The following is a 22,522-nucleotide window of genomic DNA, read 5'->3' on the forward strand; positions in this document are numbered from 1 at the left end:
TTATCTGGAAATGACATTTCCATTTATGGAAATATATATTATAATAATGGTAAATGATATTTTAGGAGGTATATTTTGGATAAATTCAAAAAGTTAGGTATCATACTAGCGTCTACTGCATTTTCAGTGGGTGTAATTTCGCCAATGGCACAAGCTTCAGCAAATGTAAAAGAATCACAAGAGAGAGTTGCAATCCAAGTAGCTTCAACAGAAACAAAGGTTACAAAAAGTGAGCTTATTAAGCAATTGAATACATTATTCCCAGGCAAGTTCAAATTTGTATCAGAGAAAGATTTCTCAATGGGGGAAGCGCATTACTTTAATGATGATGCTACAATACGCTATGACTTAAGCTTCCAAAAGACAATCAATGGCAAAGATGTTTTTGGTGATTTTACGTTTAAAGGCGAAAATTTAGAATTAGAATATTTCCACTATCAACCTGCCAATATAGCGGATGCATTGTATCCAGTGAAGTATTCAGAGGCTGAGGCAAAGAAAATTGCCCAAGACTTCTTAAAGAAATTGCCGAATACTGCAAATTACAAGCTTCGTGAAGACGATTGGTTTGGTGATTTTGGTTTTAGTTTTAGTAGACCTTTATCTGAACCAATTACGTATTCATTCAATTATTCGCCAACACATAATGGTGTACCATTAAGTAATGAGAATCTCAATATTACTGTTCTAGCAAATGGTGAAGTTGTAAGTATGTATCGTAATACTGAGTCAACTAGTAAGGCAACATTTGATAATGTAGATCAGAAAAAGAATGAATCAGATATACTTGCACAAGTTCGCGAAAATTTGTCAGTAGATTTACGCTATATGGTGGATTATAACTACCAAACAGGCGAATCTATTGCGAAGCTTGTGTATATGCCACCAACAAACTTCACGGGTGTGCATGCATTAAATGGGCAGTGGCATACATTAAATGGTTTTACTTCTCAAGTACCAACGGCAAAAGGTGTAGAAAAACTGGCATCGCAACCACTTGAACCTAGAAAGAAGGACGTTACAGTAGCAGAAGTTGAAGAGTTAGCTAAGTCTTTCTTGAAAGTTGATTCAGACAAAGTGAAGCTACAAATTGAGTCGGTTAATGAAAGAGAAAATGACAATGGTGAGACAATTTATTCAGTGAATTATATGTATCATTTAGCAAATAGTGGCTATGGCGCATCATTCGAAGTGAACAAGGCAACGGGTGAGATTACAGACTACTGGGATATACGTAGAGATTTCATGGAGACAGATCAGAAAGTTGAACCGATCGCAAAAGAAGCTGCTTTAGCAAAAGCGATAGACTACTTAAAAGAGTGGGCTCCGTCCTATCTTCATAACTATTCAAAACCAATAGAAGAAACAATATATGATAAAGATAGTAAACGTTATTACTTCTCCTTCCCACGTATTGTCAATGGTATTGCTGTAGTAGGGGATGAAATTTCTGTAGGTATTAGTGCAGATGGGAAATTAAGTTCATTAAATATTAGTAATCACAAGATTGATAATTGGCCAGCTGTGAATAAAGCTATTCCTGCTGATAAAGCAAAAGAAACGTTCAATAAGGGGCTAGGCTTGGAGCTTCAGTATGCAAAACAGGATGGAGAGGATAAACATCACTATGATTTAGTATACTCTCCAGTTTATGATGGAAGCTTATTCAATAGTATTGATGCAACAACTGGTAAATGGCTTCAAGATGTTGATGATGCCAAAGAAAAACCAGCTATTTCACATCCAACAGCTGGAGGAGAATTAAATTATTTACTACAACAAAATGTATTAGAAGTTAAAGACCCAGCGAACTTTAACGCTGATACAGCTGTAAACAAGGGCGAAGCTTTGAAAATTTTAGTTAAATCATTAACATACGGATATTATGATTTTGGTCCTTATGGAAGAGGTGACGAGAAGCAATCCTTTAATAACATTGACAAAAAGCATCCATTATATGGAGTCGTTGAACAAGCTGTAGGCATGAATATTATACAACCTGCGGATCAATTTGCAGTAGATAAAGAATTGACTCGTCAAGAGCTTGCAGAATGGTTAGTACGTATATTAAATTTAGAGAGTGCTGCTAAGCATAGTGACATTTACAAATTAAACTTCGCTGATGCAAGCTCAATTAAACAGGAATACGCAGGTTATATTGCTTTAGCAAGTGCGATGGGTCTAATTGATGGACAGCAAAATAAATTCAATGCTACTGGGAAAGTGACGTATGCAGATTTGGCGATTTCTACAGTTCGTCTAGCAAAGGCTATTAATGAGGAAGACAACGGCCGCCATTACTACTATTAATCAGTAATCGATATATGAAGGGGCATCTCCTATTTTAGGGGATGCCCTTTTTAACTTCTTTCAGCAGTTGTTTTCTGTACCGAAAGCGAAACGGCAGTTACAAATATGACGAGGCATAATTGATGATTACAGTAAAACAAAAGGATTGCCGTTAATAATTTTATATGTTATTATTATCTCGAATTAAAGATAAATTAATTCGAAGTAAATGAGAAGAGGGAGTCGTATGAAGGAAAACAATCGTAATTTAAAAGCTTTTACGGTCTTGTTCCGGGCGTATCAAACGATTCAGGATGCAACAAAGAGAGATTTACTTCAATACGATTTAAATCAAACCGAATTTTCAGTACTTGAGTTTTTATATCACCATGGTGAGCAACCAATTCAAGTGATTGGAAAGAAAATTTTAATTGCAAGCAGTAGTATTACGTATGTTATTGATAAGCTCGAACAAAAAAGTTTTGTGTATCGACGAGCTTGCCCAAAGGATCGTCGTGTCACATATGTTTTATTAACATATGAAGGACAAACGTTGATGGAAGAAATATTTCCAAAGCATGAACAAAAAATTAATGAGATTTTTGAAGTATTAGATCAACAGGAGATGGACACAATGATCCTGTCTTTAAAAAAGGTTGGTTTAAACGCAGTTGAAAAATAAAAAATTTTACGTATATATCTCGAATTCGAGATAAATAGGAGGAACATAAAATGAATCATTTAAAAGGAATTCACCACGTTACAGCTATTACAAGTAGTGCGGAAGAGAATTATAAATTCTTTACTTATGTATTAGGGATGCGATTAGTGAAAAAAACAGTAAATCAGGATGATATCCAAACATATCATTTATTCTTTGCAGATGATAAAGGTAGTGCTGGTACTGATATGACATTTTTCGATTTCCCAAACATCCCAAAAGGTGTGCATGGAACTAATGAAATTTCCAAAACTTCATTCCGCGTGCCTACAGATGCGGCATTGGACTATTGGGTAAAACGTTTTGATCGATTAAATGTTAAACATACAGGTATACAAGAGCAATTTGGCAAGAAAACTTTATCATTCGTAGATTTTGATGATCAGCAATATCAACTTATTTCTGATGAAAACAATACAGGCGTTGCATCAGGTACTCCATGGCAAGATGGACCGATTCCTCTTGAGTATGCAATTACAGGCTTAGGTCCGGTTTTTATAAGAGTTGCTAATTTTAAATATTTCAAAGAAATGCTAGAAAAAGTGATGCTCTTTACAGAAATTGCAGAGGAAGAGGATTTCCATTTATTTGAGGTTGGTGAAGGCGGAAACGGTGCACAAATCGTTGTAGAGTTTAACGCAGTTTTACCAGTAGCTCGTCAAGGCTTCGGTACAGTACATCATGCTGCATTCCGCGTAGATGATCGCGCTGTATTAGATGAATGGACTGAACGATTTGAAAGCTTTGGCTTCAATACTTCGGGTTATGTAGACCGTCACTTCTTTGAATCACTTTATGCGCGAGTTGCACCACAAATTTTATTTGAGCTAGCTACTGATGGTCCAGGATTTATGGGGGATGAGCCTTATGAAACATTAGGTGAAAAGTTATCGTTGCCACCGTTTTTAGAGCCAAAGCGTGCACAAATTGAAGAGCTTGTTCGTCCTATAGACACTGTAAGAAGTACGATTACGTTCGATAAAGAATAAGAGTAATATTTTTAATTCCATTCAGTAGAGAAACACAAGCCTCGCTGAATGGAAATTACATATTTTTGAAAGAAAATGATTGGAGGTCAATTGGATGGAATTTGCAAAGGTAATAGATAAGCGTCGTTCTGTGAATAATTTTATAGAGGGCATTAAAATGAGCGAAGAAGATATACGTCCCATTTTGGAGGATGTCAAACTTGCTCCATCTGCCTTTAATTTACAGCATACTAATTACATCGTTGTTTTAGATGAAGAAAAAAAAGAAAAAGTAAGAGAAGCGGCATATGGGCAGTATAAAGTGCACTCAGCCTCAGCGGTTATACTTGTTTTAGGAGATAAAGAAGCCTATAAAAATACTGCTAACCTTAGTCAAGGGATGGTAGACTTAGGCATTATTAATGCTTGTGAGTTAGAAAATCTTGTCGAAGAAAATACAAAATTTTATGAAGAGCGCGGCGAGGAGTTTAAGAAAGCGGAAGCCATTCGTAACGCTTCACTTTCAGCTATGTTATTTATGTTGGCAGCCAAAAATCGTGGATGGGATACATGTCCAATGATTGGCTTTGATCAGCAACAAATGAGAGCCCTTTTTAATGTTCCGGAAACACAAGAAATTGCGCTAATGATTACAATTGGTAAGGAAAAAGAAAGTAGTCGTCGCTTGCGTGGTTATCGTAAACCAGTTGAAGAATTTGCAACCTATTATTAAAAGAAGCTGTATAAAATAGGGAGTTTCACAAATGGTAGGTTTGTGGCCAGTTGTGGGTTACTTTTGTTAAAGCGTATACTATGTAAATAAGTTGATTGGAGTGGAGGCTGGGCGACTTCTTGGGGATTAGCGTCACAGATGAGACCCTGGAGCGAGCATCGCGAGTGAAGCGGCTCATCGGACGCCCCCAGGAAAGCGCCCAGCCGGAACGGAAATCAACCACACGTTTTGGTGATGATCCAAATAATAAAGTAATGCACATTTAGGAGGAAATATTGTGAAAGTAGTAGCAATCGTAGGTAGTATCCGTAAAGAATCTTATAATCTGCAGTTAGCGAAATTTATTCAAAAGCGTTATGCGGAGAAATTAGATCTTGAAGTATTAAGCTTAAATGACCTACCAATGTATAACCAAGATATCGAAAATGAAGCACCGCAAACAGTATTAGATTTTAAAGCAAAAGTAAAAGAGGCGGATGCCGTTCTTTGGCTGACTCCAGAATATAATGGTACAGTGCCAGGTGTTATGGTTAACGCCATCGATTGGTTATCTCGCGTTGATAAAGTAATGATTGGCAAGCCATCATTCATGATGGGCGCATCAATGGGTAATTTAGGTACTGTTAAAGCACAATTACACTTAAGAGATATTTTATTCTCACCTGGAGTAAATTCACCATTGCTTAGTGGTAATGATGTTTATATCGGCGCAGTACACACTAAATTTGATGCTGAAGGCAATTTAACAGATGAGGGTACTATTAAATTCCTAGATGTAGTTATTGCTAACTTCTTAAACTGGATGAAAACATACGTTTAAAAATAAAAAACTGGAATCAGCACCGAAACGTGTGGATGATTTCCGTTCCGACTGGGCGCTTTGTTGCTGACGCTGCTTTCGCACAGAGTAAAGCTTCCTGGGGGCGTTCGATGAGCCGCTTCGCTTCGCTGCAGGGTCTCGGGCCAACACGATGTTGGTCACGAAAGCGTTATCACAGGATGTGATGCTTTTAGCTTTCGTTCCCCTATCGCTGATCCCCGAGGAGTCGCCCAGTCTACACTACAATCAACTATAAACGTTTTAACAAAAGTCATTTACAACTTTTGGTGATGAACCAAAAACTGTCCAATTAAGTATGTTATATACTTTTGGACAGTTTTTTTATCTCTTTATTTAATTGGAATTATTTTTAATACCTTTTGAAGACGGTATGCAAAAATACCCGCGAATATAGCTAAAATAATATCCTTTGGCAAAGGAGGCATCATCCAAAGCCATGCTATTTTATAAGTGAAAGCATCAGGCGCACTAGCCAATAGCTTATAGGCAAAGTACATCCAATTTGTCCCTAGTAAATAATTAATAGCAGTTGCAACTAATGCAGCAACTATATAGCTTTTCTTCGTTCCACTGCGTTCTACAATAAGCCCTGCGACAAATGCAGCTAATATAAAAGAGACAATGAAACCAAATGTAGGACTTAAAATTTGTCCAAAGCCACCGCTGAATCGTGCAAATACAGGTGCGCCTGCTAAACCGATGCACATATAAACAGTACAAGCGAGAGCCCCTTTTCTACTACCGAGAATAAGTCCCGCTAAAATAGCGAAAAATGTTTGCAATGTGATCGGTACGCCGCCTACAACCATGAAAGGTACAATGGACGTAATATTAGCTCCTATCATCATTAATGTTGAAAATAGTCCAATGTATGCAATATCTACTGTTCTTAATTTTTGATGTGTATGTTCCACAACGGTTGTCATTATTTCACCCCTAAAAAGTAAAGTTGATAATAATAGTGTAAAAAAATAAAGTTTTTGTGTCAACTTGATTGTTATTTCCGGTTAACGTAAAGGTGTTTTTTAACTTGATAAATGATTGATAGTATAGACTAACTATTGAAATATATGATAGAATTGTCATAATTTTAAATTATTCGATGCTAATGGTGTGACATCTTTTACAAAGTGTCACTTAAAAGGGAAGTCGGTGCAAATCCGACACTGTCCCGCAACTGTAACGAGGAGTTCTATGATGACTTAGCCACTGTTCTAGGATGGGAAGGCAATCATAGGTGCATTGATTCGAAGTCAGGAGACCTGCCATTTAGTTATAATTCCTGTAATGCCCACGAGGATGAAAGCGATTACGGACAATAGTAGAAGATAATCTAACTATGTTTAACTTCTTTAAGCGGGTGTCCAAACACACGCTGAAAGACGCGATTATGCCGAGGTTTAATTGATTCTAGGGTATTTCCATGCGCATGTGTATGGAATACCCTTTTTTCTTTCATTTATCTTCGTTCTGCTAATGTTAGCGAAGCATCAGCTACAATTACGGCTTGGTGAAATTGATGTTTAATGATTAGGAGTTAATAAACAGATGAATAGAAAATTTATGTTACTTTCAATGACCCTTTTTCTAGTACTTATAATTTCAATGACAATTGCAATTATGGTTGGATCGGTTTCCGTTACACCACTTTATGTATGGAAGGTTATCCTTTCTAAAATCCCTATTATACAAAGCTCAATCGTACAAGATTGGAGTCGCTCACAGGAAATTATCATTTGGCAAATAAGGGCTCCGCGTGTATTACTCGCTGCTATCGTCGGAGCAGGCTTGGCAATTGCAGGAGCAGCTATTCAGGCACTCGTTCGTAATTCAATTGCAGAACCATATATTTTAGGGATTTCTTCTGGAGCGACGGTTGGTGCCACGGCTGTCATCATTTTAGGTGCCTTTTCATTTCTGGGCGTTTATGCTCTGTCCGTATCAGCTTTTTTAGGCTCTCTCACAGCAATGGGGTTAGTTTTCTTCTTATCACATGTTGGCGGTAGAGTGTCCGTCTTTCGACTTTTACTTTCAGGGATGGCGGTGTCATTTATTTTATCTGCTATTTCAAATTTTATCTTAATGCTGTCGAAGCAAGAGGGGGGAATGAAGGCAGTCATGTTTTGGATGCTAGGAAGCCTAGCAGGTGCGAAATGGAGTATTCTTGTAATTCCTGCAGTCATTTTTATTGTAGTATTTGCCTTGTTATGGCTCAACTATCGCAGCTTAAATTTATTACTTCTTGGAGAAGAAGCAGCAGTTACATTAGGGGTTAACTTACAACAATTTCGAATACAGCTTATTTTATTAGTATCATTATTAACGGGTGTGCTGGTTGCTGTAAGTGGCTCAATTGGGTTTGTTGGTTTAATCATTCCACATATTGTACGGCTAATTGTAGGTTCAAATCATAAGTATGTCATACCGATTAGCGCATTATTAGGGGGGATCTTCTTAGTTTGGGCTGATGCACTTGCTCGAATATTAATTGCCCCTGAGGAAATGCCGATAGGAATTATCACGGCTTTTTGCGGAGGTCCATTTTTCATTTGGCTGCTACGTCGTAACAATTATTCTTTCGGTGAAGGAGATTAAAAATATATGACATTAGAAGCGAAACAAATATCATTCTCCATTTCTGATGAACGCATATTACATGAAGTAAATGTTCAAATAAAGGACAAGCAATTTGTTGGGTTGATCGGTCCTAATGGTAGTGGGAAGTCAACGCTATTAAAGAATATGTATCGTTTGTTAAAACCAGAAAGTGGAACAGTGTTATTAAATGAACAAGATATTCTAAAGCAATCGAGTAAAAATATAGCTAAAAATCTAGCAGTTGTGAGTCAAGAAACACCGGTCTTATTCGATTTTACAGTGCATGATTTAGTGAGTATGGGAAGAACACCCCATAAAAAACTATTGGAGCTTGATCAAGAGCAAGATTTTCAAATCGTAAAGGATGCACTGAAGCAAACGGGTATCGTTCATTTAGAGAAACGTAGCTATAGCTCTCTTTCAGGTGGCGAAAAAAAGCGTGTGATGGTTGCACGTGCCCTTGCTCAGCAAGCACAAGTGCTTATTTTAGATGAGCCAACAAATCATCTAGATATTCAGCATCAATTGCAGCTTATGGATCTAATCCAAACCTTACAATTAACAGTTGTTGCTGCAATCCACGATTTAAACATTGCGGCTATGTATTGCGATCAAATTTATGTTTTACAGCAAGGTCGAATTGTTTGTTTTGGCACGCCAGAAGAAGTACTTACACCGGCATTATTACAAGATGTATTTGGGGTTTATGCCGATATTCAAACACATTCACTGACAGGTAAGCCATATTTAACGTATATCCCAGAGCAATTCACGAAGGAAGCTTTAGAAACTACATAAAGTGATTGATATATCAAAGCCTATTATGTCAAAAAAATTAAGGTTGTAATTATGGTTTTTGGCAAAGCGAGGGGTTGATTTCCGTTCCGACCGGGCGCTTTGTTGCTGACGCTTCGCTTTCGCACAGTTAAAACATTTGTTGCTGCCCGCTTCGCTTTCGCACAGAGCAGAGCTTCCTGGGGGCGTCCGATGAGCCCCAAGGAGTCGCCCAGTCGTAACGAAGATCAACCACTGTATATAGTATATATCTTCTGGCCTGTCACTCTAATTAATAGTGATAAAATCCTCAAGATACACTATTTACATAGTTATAAAATAAAGTTTCAACGAAAAAGTTTATTTCAAAAGGCTTATTCACAGTATTAAAGAATTGAAGTCAAATTAAGATACTGCTTTTAAGCCTGCCACACCAATGATAATGGCGATGATACTAATAATTCGCGTCAGGTTTTTAGATTCACCGAAGAATATAATATTCACGAGAACAGCCCCAACTGTACCAATACCAATCCACACTACATAGGCAATGCTTAACTGTAGATAGTTAAAGGAGGTATATAAAAGCACAAAGGACATACCAAAGCCGCCAACATATATTAATAAATTACGTATAGTTTTGTTCTGACTATAAAAGCGTAAACCTACAACACCGATAATTTCTGAAATTGCGGCTAATAAAACAAGTAACCAGCCCATTATGCATTAGCTCCTTTCTTTTCATCATAATCTTTCGAAGGGTTATCAGCTAAATTAAGACCGATAACACCCAATACTAAAATGAACATGAAAATTCCTTTAATCGTATTAAACTCACCATCGAAAATAAAAATGTCCATTAATGTAGTACCAATCGCACCGACCCCTGCGAAAGTCGCATAAACTGTGCCAGTAGGTAGGTTTTCACAAGCCTTCGATAAGAAATGAAAATCCAATGCAATTAAGGACACAATAATAATCCAATGCCACCAAGCACCGGCAACATTAAAACCAAATATCCAAAACAATTCAAACAAACTAGTTAATCCAACATAAATCCAATCTTTTTGCATAGTTATTCCTTTCATTTATCCATGATTATGACTGACATTCAGTCATTTTTAGTGTAAAAGAGAACGTCACTTAGGCGTGACGTAAACCGAGTGCATGATGTAAAAAGTCGAGGAGCTCAAGCTTTTGAAGTCTAATTGTTTCTTCTTCACTGTCATCATACAAGTAAATTTGTTCAGCAGCAGATTCTACTAGACCGATGATAAGTTTAGAAGAACGTGTAGTGTTTAGAGATTCACGTATCGTTCCTTCTTGTTGAGCTTCGTATAAGAAATTATTCATCCATTCGTAATAGGGAGCATATATATTTTCCCATTCTTTCATATGCTCGGTTTGTGTAATACCAGCATAGATAAGTGCAAATACATCTCGATATTCCTCTGTTAGAGAAAAAACAATATCTACTAACTTTTCAAGCCGCTTTGCAAAAGGCTCCTGTGTTGAAATACCATCGTTTATATCAGCAATAATTTTCTCAACCATAACTTTTGCGATGGCAGGCATAACTGAAAGCCGTGATGGGAAATAAAGATAAAATGTCCCTTGCGCAATACCTGCAGCTTTTACGATATCTGAAACCTTTGTCTTTTCAATTCCTTTTTCACGAAAAACTTCAATTGCAGCTTGAATAATTTTCTCTTCTTTTGACATGGAATCCCTCGCTTTTAGCCTGCTTATTTATTATGTTACAAAATAGCTGAAATAAAGTCAATGAAAAATGACTGACAGTCAGTCATTTATTTCGTGTATATATGTTTCTTGTTTAGGGAACTTTATTCGTGAAAGGATTTGATGAAAATGGAAGAGATAAAAATTGCGCAACTAAATCAGCAACAGCTTGAAAGAATTAATGAGCTAGAAAAGAACATTGGGGTGACCTTAGTAGCCTATGATTCTTCAACAATGTCATCACAGGGCTCGGGTGCCTTTGAGTCAAATAATAGTACTCACAGCAATCATCCATCATAATTACGAATAAAATGCCTTGCAGCAATGTGAGGTTTTTTTATTTCACTTTAAAGAGTGGATAGGGGTTGGTTACAATGATGCAGGATTTCTATGCAGATTTACATATTCATATTGGACGCACTTCAAGTGGGCGTGCTGTTAAAATAACTGGCAGTAAAACGTTAACATTAGCAAGAATTTTAGAGAATTCAAGCGCAAGAAAGGGACTAGAGATTATCGGGATTATTGATTGTCATTCACCAGAAGTAATGGATGAAATGGCAAAGATGATAGAACAGGGCGAATTGAAGGAGCTGGAACAGGGAGGACTTCGTTTTCAAGAAACTACACTTATTCCAGGTTCTGAAATTGAGATTTATGATCAGCATTGCCTTGGACCCATTCATGTGCTTGCTTATTTTCCAACACTTTCGCTTATGAGGGAATTTTCAGACTGGATGTCTAATCATATGAAAAATATCCATTTAAGCTCTCAGCGAATTTATTGCGATGGGCGCACATTGCAGCAAAAGGTTCATGAATTAGGCGGTCTTTTTATTCCTGCCCATGTCTTCACACCATTTAAAAGTTTGTTCGGTAAAGGTGTACATCGTAGTTTAACAGAAGTTTTTGACCCTCAGCTTATAGATGCGATAGAGCTTGGGCTAAGCTCCAATACTGATATGGTGAGTAACATTAGAGAACTGCAAGCATATACATTTGTCAGCAATTCTGATGCACATTCACTTGGGAAAATTGCACGTGAGTATCAAAAATTGAGACTTTCTAATGCAAATTTTACAGAATTAAGGATGGCGCTTCATGAGCAACAAGGTCGAGCAGTAACAGCCAATTATGGTTTAAATCCTTTGCTTGGTAAATATCATCAAACCGTCTGTGCAAAATGTGGTGAGCAACTCAGCAACTCGACAATAATTTGTACAAACTGCGAAAGCACGCAAATTATAAAAGGGGTTGCAACACGCATAAAGGAGCTTTCAGAGCAAGGAACTGATAAACGTGCACGACCACCATATATTCACCAAGTACCACTAGACTTTATTCCAGGATTAGGGCCGAAAATGATGGAACGATTAGTACAAGCATTTGGTACAGAGATGAACATCTTGCATCGAGTTACGCTAGAACAACTCGAACAAATCGTGCCACATAAAATTGCCAAGATGATTGAATTAGCAAGAACGGGGCAATTGACAATCGAAGTTGGTGGTGGCGGCATTTATGGGAAGGTTCAACTGGAATAAAGAAGGTTCATCACATAGGCGCAGTTCACTGATCCCCAAGGAGTCGCCCAGCCGGAACGAAGACTTGGCGTACATTTTAGCAAACGTCATCACAACTTTTGGTGATGACCACGAAAAAATAATTACGCTTTTTTAGCCTATTTCCATCTCCTGTATATTAAAATAGTAATTAGTAAAATTTGGAGGAGTGAGGGTGTGCAATCATCAAAGAAATTTCGGTTTTTAGCGGCTAGCATTCTGGCATGTCAATTAGTAGTACCAATAGGTGTAAATGCTGAGGAACAAAGAGACTACATAGCGCCAAGTTGGGTAGTTCAAGCAGATTATGTGGCACTGGGTGATTCCTTAGCACATGGTATGAATGAGGTTGGTATGATTGGGTTAGGTTACACGGATTTTGTTGCACAAGCTTTACAGCAAGATGGTTTAATTACGTCTTATAATAAGGGTTTTGCCAATTCAGGCTATACAACGAGTGATATATTAAAGGATATACAAAATAATGTGGAAAAGTCAGTGGTAGGATTCGGTTATCCAAGCGAGAAGGCAAAGGTTCGCACATCTATTAAAGAGGCTGAAATTATTACACTAACCGTTGGTGCCAATGATTTAATACCTATTTTAGAAGAGTCTCAGACAACAGGCATTAATGCAGCAATGATGCTAAAAGCTTCCCAGGGAGCAATAAAAAATATTGCTGCTATTTTAGAAGAAATTAAGAAGCTTAATCCGAATGCTCAAATTTATGTGATGGGCTATTATAATTCTTTTCCGTACTATAGTGAGGATGTACAGCAACAATTTAAAATGCTATTAAAAGTTATGAATGCAACGATAAAAACAACTGCTGAAAAAGCGGGTGCCATTTTTGTACCGACATACAATATTGTAGCAAAAGATGTTCCAAGCTATTTACCAAACCCTGATAATATTCATTTAAGTGAAGCAGGCTATTTAGCAGTAGCGAACGAGGCGTTTTTACCAGCGATTAAAACAAGTACGTTATGGGATGTATCAAAAACGATCCAAGCAAACATGATGGATAGTACAACGGTAAAAATAAGCTGGCAGGAAGCAAAGGATAATGTAGGTGTCACTAGTTACAAAGTATATGTAAACGGTAAGCTGACATTTACACAAGATGCTGCAATAAACGCTATAACTTTGAATAATTTAATAGCGAATACAGCATATACAGTAGCAATTAAAGCGGTTGATGCGGCTGGGAATGAAAGTGTTCAAAGTCCAACAGTTACTTTTACTACTGGAAGAACTTTAAGCTTTCCTGATATAGAAAAGCATTGGGCAGAGGGGTTTATATTGAATGCAGCTGAAGCGGGTATTATGAACGGTTATCCAGATGGTACGTTTAAGCCTGAGCAATTTTTAACTCGTGCAGAGGCCGTTTCGATGCTTGTTAGAAGTCTCGGTTTAACGACGAAGGAACAGGCACCATTTACAGACATTGCAAGCTATGATGTCGGAACTCAGTCAGAAATTGCAGCAGCTTATGCATATGGGCTAACTAAGGGGATGGATGGGACGTTTAACGCAGGGCTGCCAGTTACTCGCGCTCAACTAGCAGTAATGATTAATCGTGCTTACGTATATCAGCAAAAGAAACCTTATGTGGTGAAAGGGAAAGCTCCATTCTCAGATATTGCCTCTTATGATGAAGAAACAAAACATGCAATCACTATGTTGTATGAACAAGGTATTATTATAGGTAGTGAAGGGGGATTTTCACCCGAGGCTCCTACAAAACGTGGCCATGCAGCGAAAATATTTGTGAACTTTAATAGTCTATTAAAGAAATGAAATCATTCAAGGTAGAGGTTGTGAATAGAAACCTCTACCTTTAGGCGTTTGCATATGTTATTTTTATTGCGATGGATATCTAGTACAATTTAGGAGTTCCTCATTCAAAGTTTGGGATGATGTTTGTTGGAAAGTTTACCATATGGATCAGTTGATCTTCGTTACGGCTGGGGACTCCTTGGGGATTAGCGATTTAGAGGAACGAAGGCTAAAAGCATCACGTTTTGTGGTAACGCCTCCGTGACCAACAGCAACAACAAAAGCGGCTCATCGGACGCCCCCAGGAAGCTCTGCTCTGTGCGAAAGCGAAGCGTCAGCAACAACAAATGTTTTAACTGTGCGAAAGCGAAGCGTCAGCAACAAAGCGCCCAGTCGAAACGGAAATCAACCGTTATGGCGAGAAACGAATTTAGAGTTGTAATAACGCTGGAGTGAAAATGGATCAAAGGAGAATGCGATGCTGTCATTTATTTTATCTGCGAAAAGATTGTTAGTAGGCATGTGGAAGTCATTCAAGCGTCCGCAGTTTCTATCTTTGTTTACAACGTTATTTTTTATCATTCTTTCAGGGACAATGTTTTATAAAGGAACGGAAGGATGGTATTGGATTGATGCCATGTATTTTGCAGTAGTGAGTTTAATTCCAACCGGTGTTGAGACGGGATTGTATCCTACTAGTAATTTTTCAAAGATATTTACGATGATTTATTTAATCGTTGGAACAGGCGTCATGTTTATTACGCTATTAATGCTCGGCAGATCAATAGTCGATTTTACAATTGAGGAAGAAAAGAAAGAACAAGCAATACAACGTCTGAAAAAATAAAAAAGCAGTTCAATAAATCTATAAGATTTACTGAACTGCTATTCTTTACTTATTTACGATAGTCTAGCAATAATGCCTTCTTCATCGTCTAAGACTAATTCGATTCCTGTTGAAAATGGATCACCATGTAGGACGTCTTTAATCCATACACGTAGTGCGCCAATCATTGCTGATGTATTGAACATCTCGACTTGACCATTCGTTTCAACTTCTGCACCGAAGCCCGCGTCATCATCGTATGTTAGTTCTACAAATACATCCTCAGGGCGAATGTTTTTATAGTAAGCCTGAGATAAGCAAATTGCATTAATTATATCTTGCTCATTAATTATTTGTGCCATTGTGCTTCCTCTTTACGCTTTTTATCTTTAAACATATTAACAATTTTTACAACTAGCATTATGATAACCATGATGGCTGCAAAGTTAATTAATAAGCCTAAAATATTACCAAGCATACCCATACCACTGAAAAGACTTCCGAATAGTAAGCCAGCTAAGCCACCAAGCATTAAGCCTTTCATAAGACCGCCTGAGAAGAAGCCGCCTTTCTTAGCTGTTGAATCCGTTTTGTTAGTGCTTTTATTTGTTGTTGCATTATTTTGATCTTTAGATTTATCCTGAGATTTTTGGAAATTTGAGCTATTGTTATTATTATTGTTTGAGAAGCCTTTTTTACCTGACTTATAGGATTTAGCTTCTGCAGTTGGTGTATCTGAGATGAACAATGTTGCACCTACAGTTGCAAACATAAGTGTCGCTGCAAAAAGAGCGGCAAGAATTTTTTTCATTACTTACATTCCTCCAATATAATTTTTAGTTTTGTCATAAACTAATCTAATAGTAATTTTACATGAACCATCTCAAAAAATAAAATAAACGCTTTCATCAATTTATGTATATGCACAAATTTGAACAAGTAGTGACAATGCTAATCCAAATATTGGACATGCATTACGTATATCGTTAATTGTAGTGAGGTTGGACGTCCGCCACTAGTAGGAACGGAAATCAACCTCGAGTTAAGAGGATAAGCCTTAAAAAGGGTATATGGAAAGAAAGGAGTGAAACGATGATCTCAACATTATTACTATTAATTTCAATTTTTTTAATTTTTTATATAACGGAAAGAAGACGGTTTTTCAATGCAGTAGTTCTGGGCCTTGTAGGGTTGTTTATTTTAGGCAATGTACTTAGTCATCCTGTATTTCTCCCGAATGAGCAGGGGATTGTGTCGAAGATGGGTATAGTCGTAATACTTGGAAGTTTCCCGAGTATTATGTTTATTTTATCGATAGCTACGTTTTTTAATAGTAGAGTTTTACTTGAAAAAGAAGGACGTAAAGTACGAAATCTATTGTTAGCTGTTTTTGGTTTGAGTTTTTTTATTATGATGATTTGGTATGTATTTGTGATTTTTATGAATATCGAAAATGATCTTTGGCATATTCTTTTCTTCTATGGGTTCTTGGTTTTCGGTTATACAATGTTTTTATATACAAGCATAATGGCCTACGCTACTCTATATCATTTTACGCCTATCTTTTATGAGCCTAACTATATTATTGTGTTAGGGTCAGGGCTAATAGGAGATAAAGTACCGCCGCTTTTAGCTAGCCGTTTAGACGAGGCAGTAAAGCAGTTTAAAAAATATGATGAACGACCTTACATTATCGTCTCAGGTGGACAGGGAAGTGATGAAAAAGTATCAGAAGCATATGCTATGAAAAAATATATAGTTGACGAACATCAAATACTGTCTCAAAAAGTATTTATGGAAGATCAATCGACAAATACTGAGCAGAATATGGCATTCTCTAAAGAAATTATGGATAAACATGCTCAGGGGAAAAAATATCGATCCTTATTCGTAACGAATAATTTTCATGTTTTCCGTGCAAGTATTTATGCTAAAAAGGCGAAGCTTGATGCACAAGGTGTTGGTTCAAAGACAGCCTTTTATTATGTACCTAATGCATTTACTCGTGAATTTATTGGTTTATTAGAAATGTATAAATGGATTCATGTAACTGTCTTTTTGTTTATTACATTGTTTATTGGCTTAATATTGAGAGCATATGTGTAACCAATATAGAGCTGTCTTCCATATAATAGTGGCAAGGTGCATTTTTTTCATTCAGTAGAAGACTCCCACTTCAAGGTGGTGAAATGAATGCGGATGGGGCTCCTTTTTCAGAGTGTGTCTAAATACCTGCTGAAATAGGGGGACTCAGTCTAAGAGTGCCACTTCCTGTGGCGATTAATCTGTGCGAAAGCGAAGTGTTAACGTAGCGACAGCAACAAATGCTTTCTGTGCGAAAGCGCAGTGCAACGTAGCGACAGCAACAATTATGCCAAGGTGAAATTGATAGTAGTGTGCGAGGGGGGAAACGAATGTATGGGCAATTTTTAGCAAAAAAAAATAAAGAGCGAATAGGGTCCCTACAAAAGCTCGCGCAAACACAAGATACGTGTTTTGCGCAAAACATTGATTTGATAGCAGTCAAAGAAGTACAGTTAGCAGCCTTGCACAAAATTGTATATCAAGTTGTGCAGGGGCTATTGAAAAAAAAACAACAACGACATTTACAAATTATTCATCCAGAACAGACACAGTCAGTACAGGAGAATGTGCTAACGCTTTTAGCTGAATATGATGATTTACTGCGTGAAGCAATTCCACTCCCTATTTATATTTTCATTTGGCAAATTTCTTCATTGGAGAAGTTAGCTAATTGCGTTGAGGTTGTTGATGATGTACTTGATATATTGGAATGGTATTTTATTCATCAAAATGAGCAAGTTGAAGCATTTGACGAAGAAGATCTTGATCATGAAGTAATCATTGACTTATACAAAGATGCCATCGAGGAACAGGATGCGGATGCACAGTTTCAACTTGGTGAATATTATAGTGCAATCGACGGGACATATTTCCAACCAGAAAAGTCCGTGAAGTGGTTCGAGTTAGCAGCATCACAAGATAATGCTGATGCACAATATGCACTAGGTAATTTTCACTTTGAAGGTATAGGTGTAGAAGAAAACTATAACATGGCTTTTTCGCTGTACGAGGCTGCAGCAAAGCAAGGGCATCCAGATGCCGCGAATAATTTAGCGGATATGTATTTTAACGGTGAGGGAGTGCCAGAAAATTTGGTACTTGCGAAGAAGTGGTTCGAATTTGCCGCACAACAAGGTGTGGCAGAGGCCATGTTTACACTCGGAATTATATACGAGCAGGGATTAGGAGTCGACAAAGACGAGGCGCAAGCTTGTAGCTATTATAAAAAATCTGCTGAAGTAGGCTATGTTGAGGCACAATATAGGCTTGGAGGTATCTATCTAGAGGGTCGGTTAGGGCAACCGAAAGATGTGAACCGTGGATTATATTGGTATGAAAGAGCAGCAAAGCAATATCATGTCGATGCCTTTTATGATTTGGGCTTTATTTGGAGCAAAGGGTTAACAGGTATACGGAATATTGAAAAAGGTATTCATTGGTTTAAACAGGCCGCCCTTCAAGGTGATTCGGAAGCAAAATTACAACTAGGGCACATATACAATAAAGGAGAAGGAATAGCTAGAAATATTAAAGAGGCTATAAAATGGTATGGACTTGCAGCAGATGCAGGAAGTGCGGAGGCGGCAATTTTACTGCAAGAATTGAAAGGAAAGTAAGTATTTTTTATTAAAAAGTAATAGGTTTTTAGAATTAATTATCGCTATTTGTTGAATGGATAATAAGTTTCAATTCCGGTGCAATAGATAGGTATATATTATCGGTTGTGATTGGTGGTAAAAATATCAATATAATAAAGTGGTATTACCTCGAACTAAAACAAAGGAAAAATAAGCATAAAAAAAACAGAGATGATGTCAATTGGCTACCCAAAAGTATTGTGGTAGCTTTTTTTCTGTTTTAGATAATAAGTAAGACAACAGGTACTTTTTGTTCAATTAATGGTAAAAAATGTATATTTGAAAATTGACAGCTATTTATAAAATGTATAAGGTATATGAGGGATTTTGAAAGGTAGTTAGTAGCGATAGCTAATTATAAAGTTACCATTTTTAGTTGATTGTAGCCCGTAACAAAAGACAGAGTCACAGGTAATATATATATAAATATCCTGAGGGTGTTCTCACTAAAAGTTAGGGATGACAATTCCACAGGAAGGCGCCTAGCCCGAATGGAAATCAATTCTACTTTATGGTGATGTTTTTTTATTTTTTAGTGAATGGAATTAAATTTTTCTCAGCTTTTAAAAGTACACGGCATGAAAGAGGGTAAATGTGTGATTTTTCAAAAACAGAGAAAGACAACGGCGTTAGATTTAGAGCAATACATTGTAAAAATGGATATAGCGAATCGCCATTCAATAAAAAAGCAAATTGATTTGCTTAAATTGACGAAGCGAGATTTACAATATTTAAAAGCCTTTCAACCTTTTGTAGAAGGCAATATTGATAACATTGTTAATCGATTTTATGAAATGATTGTAACTGAACGTACTCTAGTAGATATTATTAATAAACATAGTTCTGTAGAGAAGCTGAAAATTACTTTAAGACGTCATATTATTGAAATGTTTAATGGTACGATTGATGATGATTTTTATCAAAGAAGAGTTAAAATTGCTAAAGTACATGTACATATCGGGCTTAAAACACAATGGTATATTTGTGCTTTTCAAGATTTAACGGCATCATTTATTGACTTAGTTGAAGAACATGTTCATCATCCAATGGATCAACTTAATACAATTAGGGCTATCTCGAAAATATCTAATTTTGAGCAACAGTTAGTTTTAGAGGCTTTTGAGCATACCATTGAGCAACTTCATGAAAAAATAGAACGTAGAAAAGAAGTAATAGAGAAAAAGATCGTAGCGTCTTCGGAAGGTCTTGCCACAATATCATTGGAAACAAACAACTCGTTTTATCGCTTAAGCGAACAATCGGATGAAATTAAACAACTGGCAAAAAAATCACTTCAAGTGTCGACTATGGCTGAGAGTCAGGCATTAGAGGGTCGTGAACGATTAAAGAATCAATCGCAAAATATGAGTAATATTATTAACTCGCTTGATGGTATAGCGGAAAATATTACACAGTTGGCAGATATGTCAAGGGAAATGGAATCGATTATGAATGTTGTGACAAATATTGCTAATCAAACAAACTTGTTGGCTTTAAATGCGGCAATAGAAGCGGCTCGCGCTGGAGAAGCGGGTAAAGGCTTTAGTGTTGTTGCAGATGAAGTGAGAAAGCTATCGATTCAAACAAAGGAATCTGTCACATCGGTTGCGACTTTACTACATAAAACGAATGAGCGGACTGATAAACTTGTTCACTCGCTTAGTAATATTCAAGAAGAGGTAACTTCTGGTGAGGAAAATATGGTTCAAACGGAAGGTCAATTTACTAACATATTGGACGCTATGACCGAAGCCAAAGAACAAAATGGACAGATGGAAAAAGAAGTACAAGCAATAGTAGAAGTACTAAGTCAATTAGGTATTGCTTTTAATGAAGTGAAAAATTCCGCTGAAGAACTAGCTAGTTTTGCACAAAATTTAAATTAATGAAGTGAAAAGCTATAAATAACACTATATCAACTATTAATATATACGATCCGCTAGGTAGATAAAAGATACCGGTGAAAATATGCTGTTAAATTCAATATATACTAATTGAACATAGAAAAAAATGGAGCTATCCCATGTGCTGGATAGCTCCATTTTTGCTAAATTTGTAAAGGGTTTAACGTAATTTTCGATAAAAAAAGTTTATACTGAAATTAAGAACTAAAAATAGGGGCGGTTAATATGAAAACAGTTGTTGTATTAGGTGGCGGAATTACGGGTTTGTGTACGATGCATTATTTACAACGCCAAGTTCAGGAGAAAAACTTACATGTAAAGCTTGTACTCGTTGAAAAAAATACATACCTTGGTGGCAAGCTTCATTCTGCATATGAACAAGGCTTTATCTTGGAAACAGGTGCTGATTCTATAGTAGCGCGTCATAAAGGTGTTATGGAATTAGTAGAAGAACTTAATTTTGAACAAAATCTTGTGTATAACGAAACGGGTGTTTCGTATATTTACACAAATAATGAGCTACATGCTATCCCAGCGGATTCAACGTTTGGTATTCCTATGAGCTTACAATCTCTTGAGGAAAGCACGCTTGTATCAGAGCAAGGTAAAAAAGAAGCATTAACGGATTTAACCATGCCAAATGAAGGGTTTACTAAGGAAAGTTCGATTGGGGAATTTCTAACGTACTATTTAGGTGAGGAGCTTGTTCAAAACCAAATAGCGCCCGTACTTGCAGGTGTATACTCGGGAGATTTAAATCAACTTTCAATTGCTTCCACTTTACCGTATTTAATCGATTACAAAAACGATTACGGTAGTATTATTAAAGGCTTTGATGCAAACAGGGAACAATTTTTGAAAGCCGCTAATAAAAAATTTATTTCATTTAAAAATGGTTTATCATCACTAATTGATCGACTTGAAGAAACATTAACGGATGTAGAAATTATAAAAGGGATTGCCACTACAAGTGTTAAAAAGCAGGAGAATCAGTACTCCGTTACATTAGCAAGCGGTAAAATAATTGAAGCAAATCATGTTGTCATGGCACTGCCAAATGAAGCGGTACAAAGCTTAGTGCAGGATGAATCTTTGAACGGCTATTTTGAACAATTCAATACTGCATCCGCCATTACGATTTACTTAGGGTTTGATGTACCCGATAATAGATTACCGGCGGATGGAACAGGCTATATTGCGTCACATAATTCAGATGTTATTTGTAATGCAGCAACGTGGACAAGTCGCAAGTGGAAACACACGTCAGCAGAAGGAAAATTACTAGTTCGACTTTTTTATAAGAGCATTAACCCTGAGTATGAGAGATTGCGTTTGATGTCAGATGAAGAGTTAGCAGCGGTTGCTCTAGAGGATGTAAGAAAAAGCTTGGGTATTGAGGAAACACCAACAATTGTGGATGTGACAAAATGGATCGACCAAATGCCAAAATATGATTTGGCACATCGTGAAGCGTTGCAAGGTCTCGTACAAGAGCTTGAGAAAAACTATCCGAATTTATCAATAGCGGGGTGCTCTTATTTCGGAGTAGGCATAGGTGCGTGTATTCAAAATGGTAAAAAAATTGGTGAGGAGCTTGCTGAAAAACTATCGTAATTGTTTGATTTAAATCAAAATCTGGTATTTTTCGTGAAGTTTTACCTCTGTTCTGTGAAATAGTCTTGACTCAATCGTTCGTAAACGATATGATTCTTTTAATTATTTAAAAAATTCATACAACATTCTTATCAAGAGAAGCTGAGGGACTGGCCCTATGAAGCTTCAGCAACCAACTTATTGTCAGGTGCTAAATCCAGAGGACCATAGTGTCGAAGATGAGAAGGAAAAAACAATGACGAAACGTTAAAGCCTTCTTTTTTTGTAAAAGAAGGCTTTTTTATTTTAACTTCTTTCAGCGGGTACCAAATATCCACTGAAAGAAGTTAAAGCCTCCGGCGGTTGTCACGGAATCGGAAAGGAGTGCTTTGGGGATGTTAGCCTAAAACGATCGCACCCATGCGATAATGGCTAACTGACCTGCATCGGTAAAAACGCCACCTCCTGTGGC

General features: G+C 37.0%; 21 protein-coding genes and 2 riboswitches. Of the genes, 15 read left to right on the forward strand and 6 right to left on the reverse strand.

Annotation, left to right across the window (positions count from 1 at the left end; genetic code table 11):
• Positions 1-75: 75 nt before the first annotated feature.
• The 5 genes from AC3WSK_RS21975 (at position 76) to AC3WSK_RS21995 (ending at position 5,531) form a co-directional block, all read left to right on the forward strand.
• Positions 76-2,310: a YcdB/YcdC domain-containing protein gene (locus AC3WSK_RS21975; RefSeq protein ID WP_492414496.1), complete on the forward strand. Its 2,235-nt coding sequence runs from the start codon at positions 76-78 to the stop codon at positions 2,308-2,310.
• A gap of 226 nt (positions 2,311-2,536) precedes the next feature.
• Complete coding sequence (locus AC3WSK_RS21980) at positions 2,537-2,971, forward strand: MarR family winged helix-turn-helix transcriptional regulator (protein WP_079563624.1); 435 nt, start codon at positions 2,537-2,539, stop codon at positions 2,969-2,971.
• 50 nt (positions 2,972-3,021) lie between these two features.
• Positions 3,022-3,999, forward strand: coding sequence for a ring-cleaving dioxygenase (locus AC3WSK_RS21985; RefSeq protein ID WP_427484796.1), 978 nt, complete (start codon positions 3,022-3,024; stop codon positions 3,997-3,999).
• Between the two features lie 94 nt (positions 4,000-4,093).
• Positions 4,094-4,711, forward strand: coding sequence for a nitroreductase family protein (locus AC3WSK_RS21990; protein ID WP_079563626.1), 618 nt, complete (start codon positions 4,094-4,096; stop codon positions 4,709-4,711).
• 277 nt (positions 4,712-4,988) lie between these two features.
• Complete coding sequence (locus AC3WSK_RS21995) at positions 4,989-5,531, forward strand: NADPH-dependent FMN reductase (RefSeq protein ID WP_079563627.1); 543 nt, start codon at positions 4,989-4,991, stop codon at positions 5,529-5,531.
• A gap of 350 nt (positions 5,532-5,881) precedes the next feature.
• Here the strand turns inward: AC3WSK_RS21995 and AC3WSK_RS22000 are convergent, their stop codons facing one another.
• On the reverse strand, positions 5,882-6,478 hold the full coding sequence (locus AC3WSK_RS22000) for a biotin transporter BioY (RefSeq protein WP_492414495.1): 597 nt from the start codon (positions 6,476-6,478) through the stop codon (positions 5,882-5,884).
• Between the two features lie 166 nt (positions 6,479-6,644).
• Positions 6,645-6,836, forward strand: a riboswitch (cobalamin riboswitch).
• A gap of 264 nt (positions 6,837-7,100) precedes the next feature.
• Between AC3WSK_RS22000 and AC3WSK_RS22005 the strand changes: the two genes are divergently transcribed.
• Entirely contained in the window at positions 7,101-8,147 is a 1,047-nt protein-coding gene (locus AC3WSK_RS22005) for a FecCD family ABC transporter permease (protein ID WP_079563629.1), read from the forward strand.
• A gap of 6 nt (positions 8,148-8,153) precedes the next feature.
• A complete protein-coding gene (locus AC3WSK_RS22010) occupies positions 8,154-8,948 on the forward strand; it encodes a heme ABC transporter ATP-binding protein (protein WP_079563630.1) in 795 nt (264 codons plus the stop codon).
• Between the two features lie 381 nt (positions 8,949-9,329).
• Here AC3WSK_RS22010 and AC3WSK_RS22015 read toward each other — a convergent pair whose 3' ends face one another.
• From AC3WSK_RS22015 to AC3WSK_RS22025, 3 genes are all read right to left on the reverse strand, one after another.
• A complete protein-coding gene (locus AC3WSK_RS22015) occupies positions 9,330-9,644 on the reverse strand; it encodes a DMT family transporter (protein WP_079563631.1) in 315 nt (104 codons plus the stop codon).
• Positions 9,644-9,997, reverse strand: coding sequence for a DMT family transporter (locus AC3WSK_RS22020; protein ID WP_079563632.1), 354 nt, complete (start codon positions 9,995-9,997; stop codon positions 9,644-9,646). The genes AC3WSK_RS22015 and AC3WSK_RS22020 overlap by 1 nt, the downstream gene beginning before the upstream one ends.
• 70 nt (positions 9,998-10,067) lie before the next feature.
• Positions 10,068-10,646 carry a TetR/AcrR family transcriptional regulator gene (locus AC3WSK_RS22025; RefSeq protein ID WP_427484795.1) on the reverse strand — a complete coding sequence of 193 codons (579 nt, stop codon included), beginning with the start codon at positions 10,644-10,646 and terminating at the stop codon, positions 10,068-10,070.
• Between the two features lie 147 nt (positions 10,647-10,793).
• On the opposite strand from AC3WSK_RS22025, the gene AC3WSK_RS22030 reads away from it, so the two are divergent.
• The 4 genes from AC3WSK_RS22030 (at position 10,794) to AC3WSK_RS22045 (ending at position 14,852) form a co-directional block, all read left to right on the forward strand.
• Positions 10,794-10,964 carry a hypothetical protein gene (locus tag AC3WSK_RS22030; protein WP_170939060.1) on the forward strand — a complete coding sequence of 57 codons (171 nt, stop codon included), beginning with the start codon at positions 10,794-10,796 and terminating at the stop codon, positions 10,962-10,964.
• Between the two features lie 77 nt (positions 10,965-11,041).
• Positions 11,042-12,208: an endonuclease Q family protein gene (locus tag AC3WSK_RS22035; protein ID WP_079563656.1), complete on the forward strand. Its 1,167-nt coding sequence runs from the start codon at positions 11,042-11,044 to the stop codon at positions 12,206-12,208.
• A gap of 195 nt (positions 12,209-12,403) precedes the next feature.
• Entirely contained in the window at positions 12,404-14,026 is a 1,623-nt protein-coding gene (locus tag AC3WSK_RS22040) for an S-layer homology domain-containing protein (RefSeq protein ID WP_079563634.1), read from the forward strand.
• 457 nt (positions 14,027-14,483) lie between these two features.
• Positions 14,484-14,852, forward strand: a complete 369-nt coding sequence (locus tag AC3WSK_RS22045) for an ion channel (RefSeq protein WP_427484792.1) — start codon at positions 14,484-14,486, stop codon at positions 14,850-14,852.
• 53 nt (positions 14,853-14,905) lie between these two features.
• Here AC3WSK_RS22045 and AC3WSK_RS22050 read toward each other — a convergent pair whose 3' ends face one another.
• A complete protein-coding gene (locus tag AC3WSK_RS22050) occupies positions 14,906-15,193 on the reverse strand; it encodes a DUF2653 family protein (RefSeq protein ID WP_079563636.1) in 288 nt (95 codons plus the stop codon).
• Entirely contained in the window at positions 15,181-15,642 is a 462-nt protein-coding gene (locus tag AC3WSK_RS22055) for a hypothetical protein (protein ID WP_492414494.1), read from the reverse strand. Before AC3WSK_RS22055 ends, AC3WSK_RS22050 begins: the two co-directional genes overlap by 13 nt.
• A 281-nt stretch (positions 15,643-15,923) precedes the next feature.
• Between AC3WSK_RS22055 and AC3WSK_RS22060 the strand changes: the two genes are divergently transcribed.
• The 4 genes from AC3WSK_RS22060 to AC3WSK_RS22075 all read left to right on the forward strand — a co-directional run bounded on the left by AC3WSK_RS22060 (position 15,924) and on the right by AC3WSK_RS22075 (position 22,071).
• Complete coding sequence (locus AC3WSK_RS22060) at positions 15,924-16,937, forward strand: YdcF family protein (protein ID WP_079563638.1); 1,014 nt, start codon at positions 15,924-15,926, stop codon at positions 16,935-16,937.
• A gap of 308 nt (positions 16,938-17,245) precedes the next feature.
• Positions 17,246-18,532: a tetratricopeptide repeat protein gene (locus AC3WSK_RS22065; RefSeq protein ID WP_427484790.1), complete on the forward strand. Its 1,287-nt coding sequence runs from the start codon at positions 17,246-17,248 to the stop codon at positions 18,530-18,532.
• A 617-nt stretch (positions 18,533-19,149) separates the two neighbouring features.
• Positions 19,150-20,439, forward strand: coding sequence for a globin-coupled sensor protein (locus AC3WSK_RS22070; protein ID WP_079563657.1), 1,290 nt, complete (start codon positions 19,150-19,152; stop codon positions 20,437-20,439).
• A 243-nt stretch (positions 20,440-20,682) separates the two neighbouring features.
• On the forward strand, positions 20,683-22,071 hold the full coding sequence (locus tag AC3WSK_RS22075) for a protoporphyrinogen oxidase (RefSeq protein ID WP_079563640.1): 1,389 nt from the start codon (positions 20,683-20,685) through the stop codon (positions 22,069-22,071).
• Between the two features lie 125 nt (positions 22,072-22,196).
• A riboswitch (SAM riboswitch) is annotated at positions 22,197-22,296 on the forward strand.
• The last annotated feature ends 226 nt before the right edge of the window (positions 22,297-22,522 follow it).

The sequence above is a fragment of the Lysinibacillus sp. EB271-A1-10B genome, assembly GCF_058791335.1.

What these genes read in the sequence shown, in the direction of transcription:
- AC3WSK_RS22030 (WP_170939060.1), top strand. Translation starts at nt 10,794, where the DNA reads ATGGAAGAGATAAAAATTGCGCAACTAAATCAGCAACAGCTTGAAAGA.
- AC3WSK_RS22025 (WP_427484795.1), bottom strand. Translation starts at nt 10,646, where the DNA reads ATGTCAAAAGAAGAGAAAATTATTCAAGCTGCAATTGAAGTTTTTCGT.
- AC3WSK_RS21990 (WP_079563626.1), top strand. Translation starts at nt 4,094, where the DNA reads ATGGAATTTGCAAAGGTAATAGATAAGCGTCGTTCTGTGAATAATTTT.
- AC3WSK_RS22055 (WP_492414494.1), bottom strand. Translation starts at nt 15,642, where the DNA reads ATGAAAAAAATTCTTGCCGCTCTTTTTGCAGCGACACTTATGTTTGCA.
- AC3WSK_RS22015 (WP_079563631.1), bottom strand. Translation starts at nt 9,644, where the DNA reads ATGGGCTGGTTACTTGTTTTATTAGCCGCAATTTCAGAAATTATCGGT.
- AC3WSK_RS22065 (WP_427484790.1), top strand. Translation starts at nt 17,246, where the DNA reads ATGTATGGGCAATTTTTAGCAAAAAAAAATAAAGAGCGAATAGGGTCC.
- AC3WSK_RS22005 (WP_079563629.1), top strand. Translation starts at nt 7,101, where the DNA reads ATGAATAGAAAATTTATGTTACTTTCAATGACCCTTTTTCTAGTACTT.
- AC3WSK_RS22060 (WP_079563638.1), top strand. Translation starts at nt 15,924, where the DNA reads ATGATCTCAACATTATTACTATTAATTTCAATTTTTTTAATTTTTTAT.
- AC3WSK_RS22045 (WP_427484792.1), top strand. Translation starts at nt 14,484, where the DNA reads ATGCTGTCATTTATTTTATCTGCGAAAAGATTGTTAGTAGGCATGTGG.
- AC3WSK_RS22020 (WP_079563632.1), bottom strand. Translation starts at nt 9,997, where the DNA reads ATGCAAAAAGATTGGATTTATGTTGGATTAACTAGTTTGTTTGAATTG.
- AC3WSK_RS22050 (WP_079563636.1), bottom strand. Translation starts at nt 15,193, where the DNA reads ATGGCACAAATAATTAATGAGCAAGATATAATTAATGCAATTTGCTTA.
- AC3WSK_RS21985 (WP_427484796.1), top strand. Translation starts at nt 3,022, where the DNA reads ATGAATCATTTAAAAGGAATTCACCACGTTACAGCTATTACAAGTAGT.
- AC3WSK_RS22010 (WP_079563630.1), top strand. Translation starts at nt 8,154, where the DNA reads ATGACATTAGAAGCGAAACAAATATCATTCTCCATTTCTGATGAACGC.
- AC3WSK_RS22000 (WP_492414495.1), bottom strand. Translation starts at nt 6,478, where the DNA reads ATGACAACCGTTGTGGAACATACACATCAAAAATTAAGAACAGTAGAT.
- AC3WSK_RS22075 (WP_079563640.1), top strand. Translation starts at nt 20,683, where the DNA reads ATGAAAACAGTTGTTGTATTAGGTGGCGGAATTACGGGTTTGTGTACG.
- AC3WSK_RS22035 (WP_079563656.1), top strand. Translation starts at nt 11,042, where the DNA reads ATGCAGGATTTCTATGCAGATTTACATATTCATATTGGACGCACTTCA.
- AC3WSK_RS21980 (WP_079563624.1), top strand. Translation starts at nt 2,537, where the DNA reads ATGAAGGAAAACAATCGTAATTTAAAAGCTTTTACGGTCTTGTTCCGG.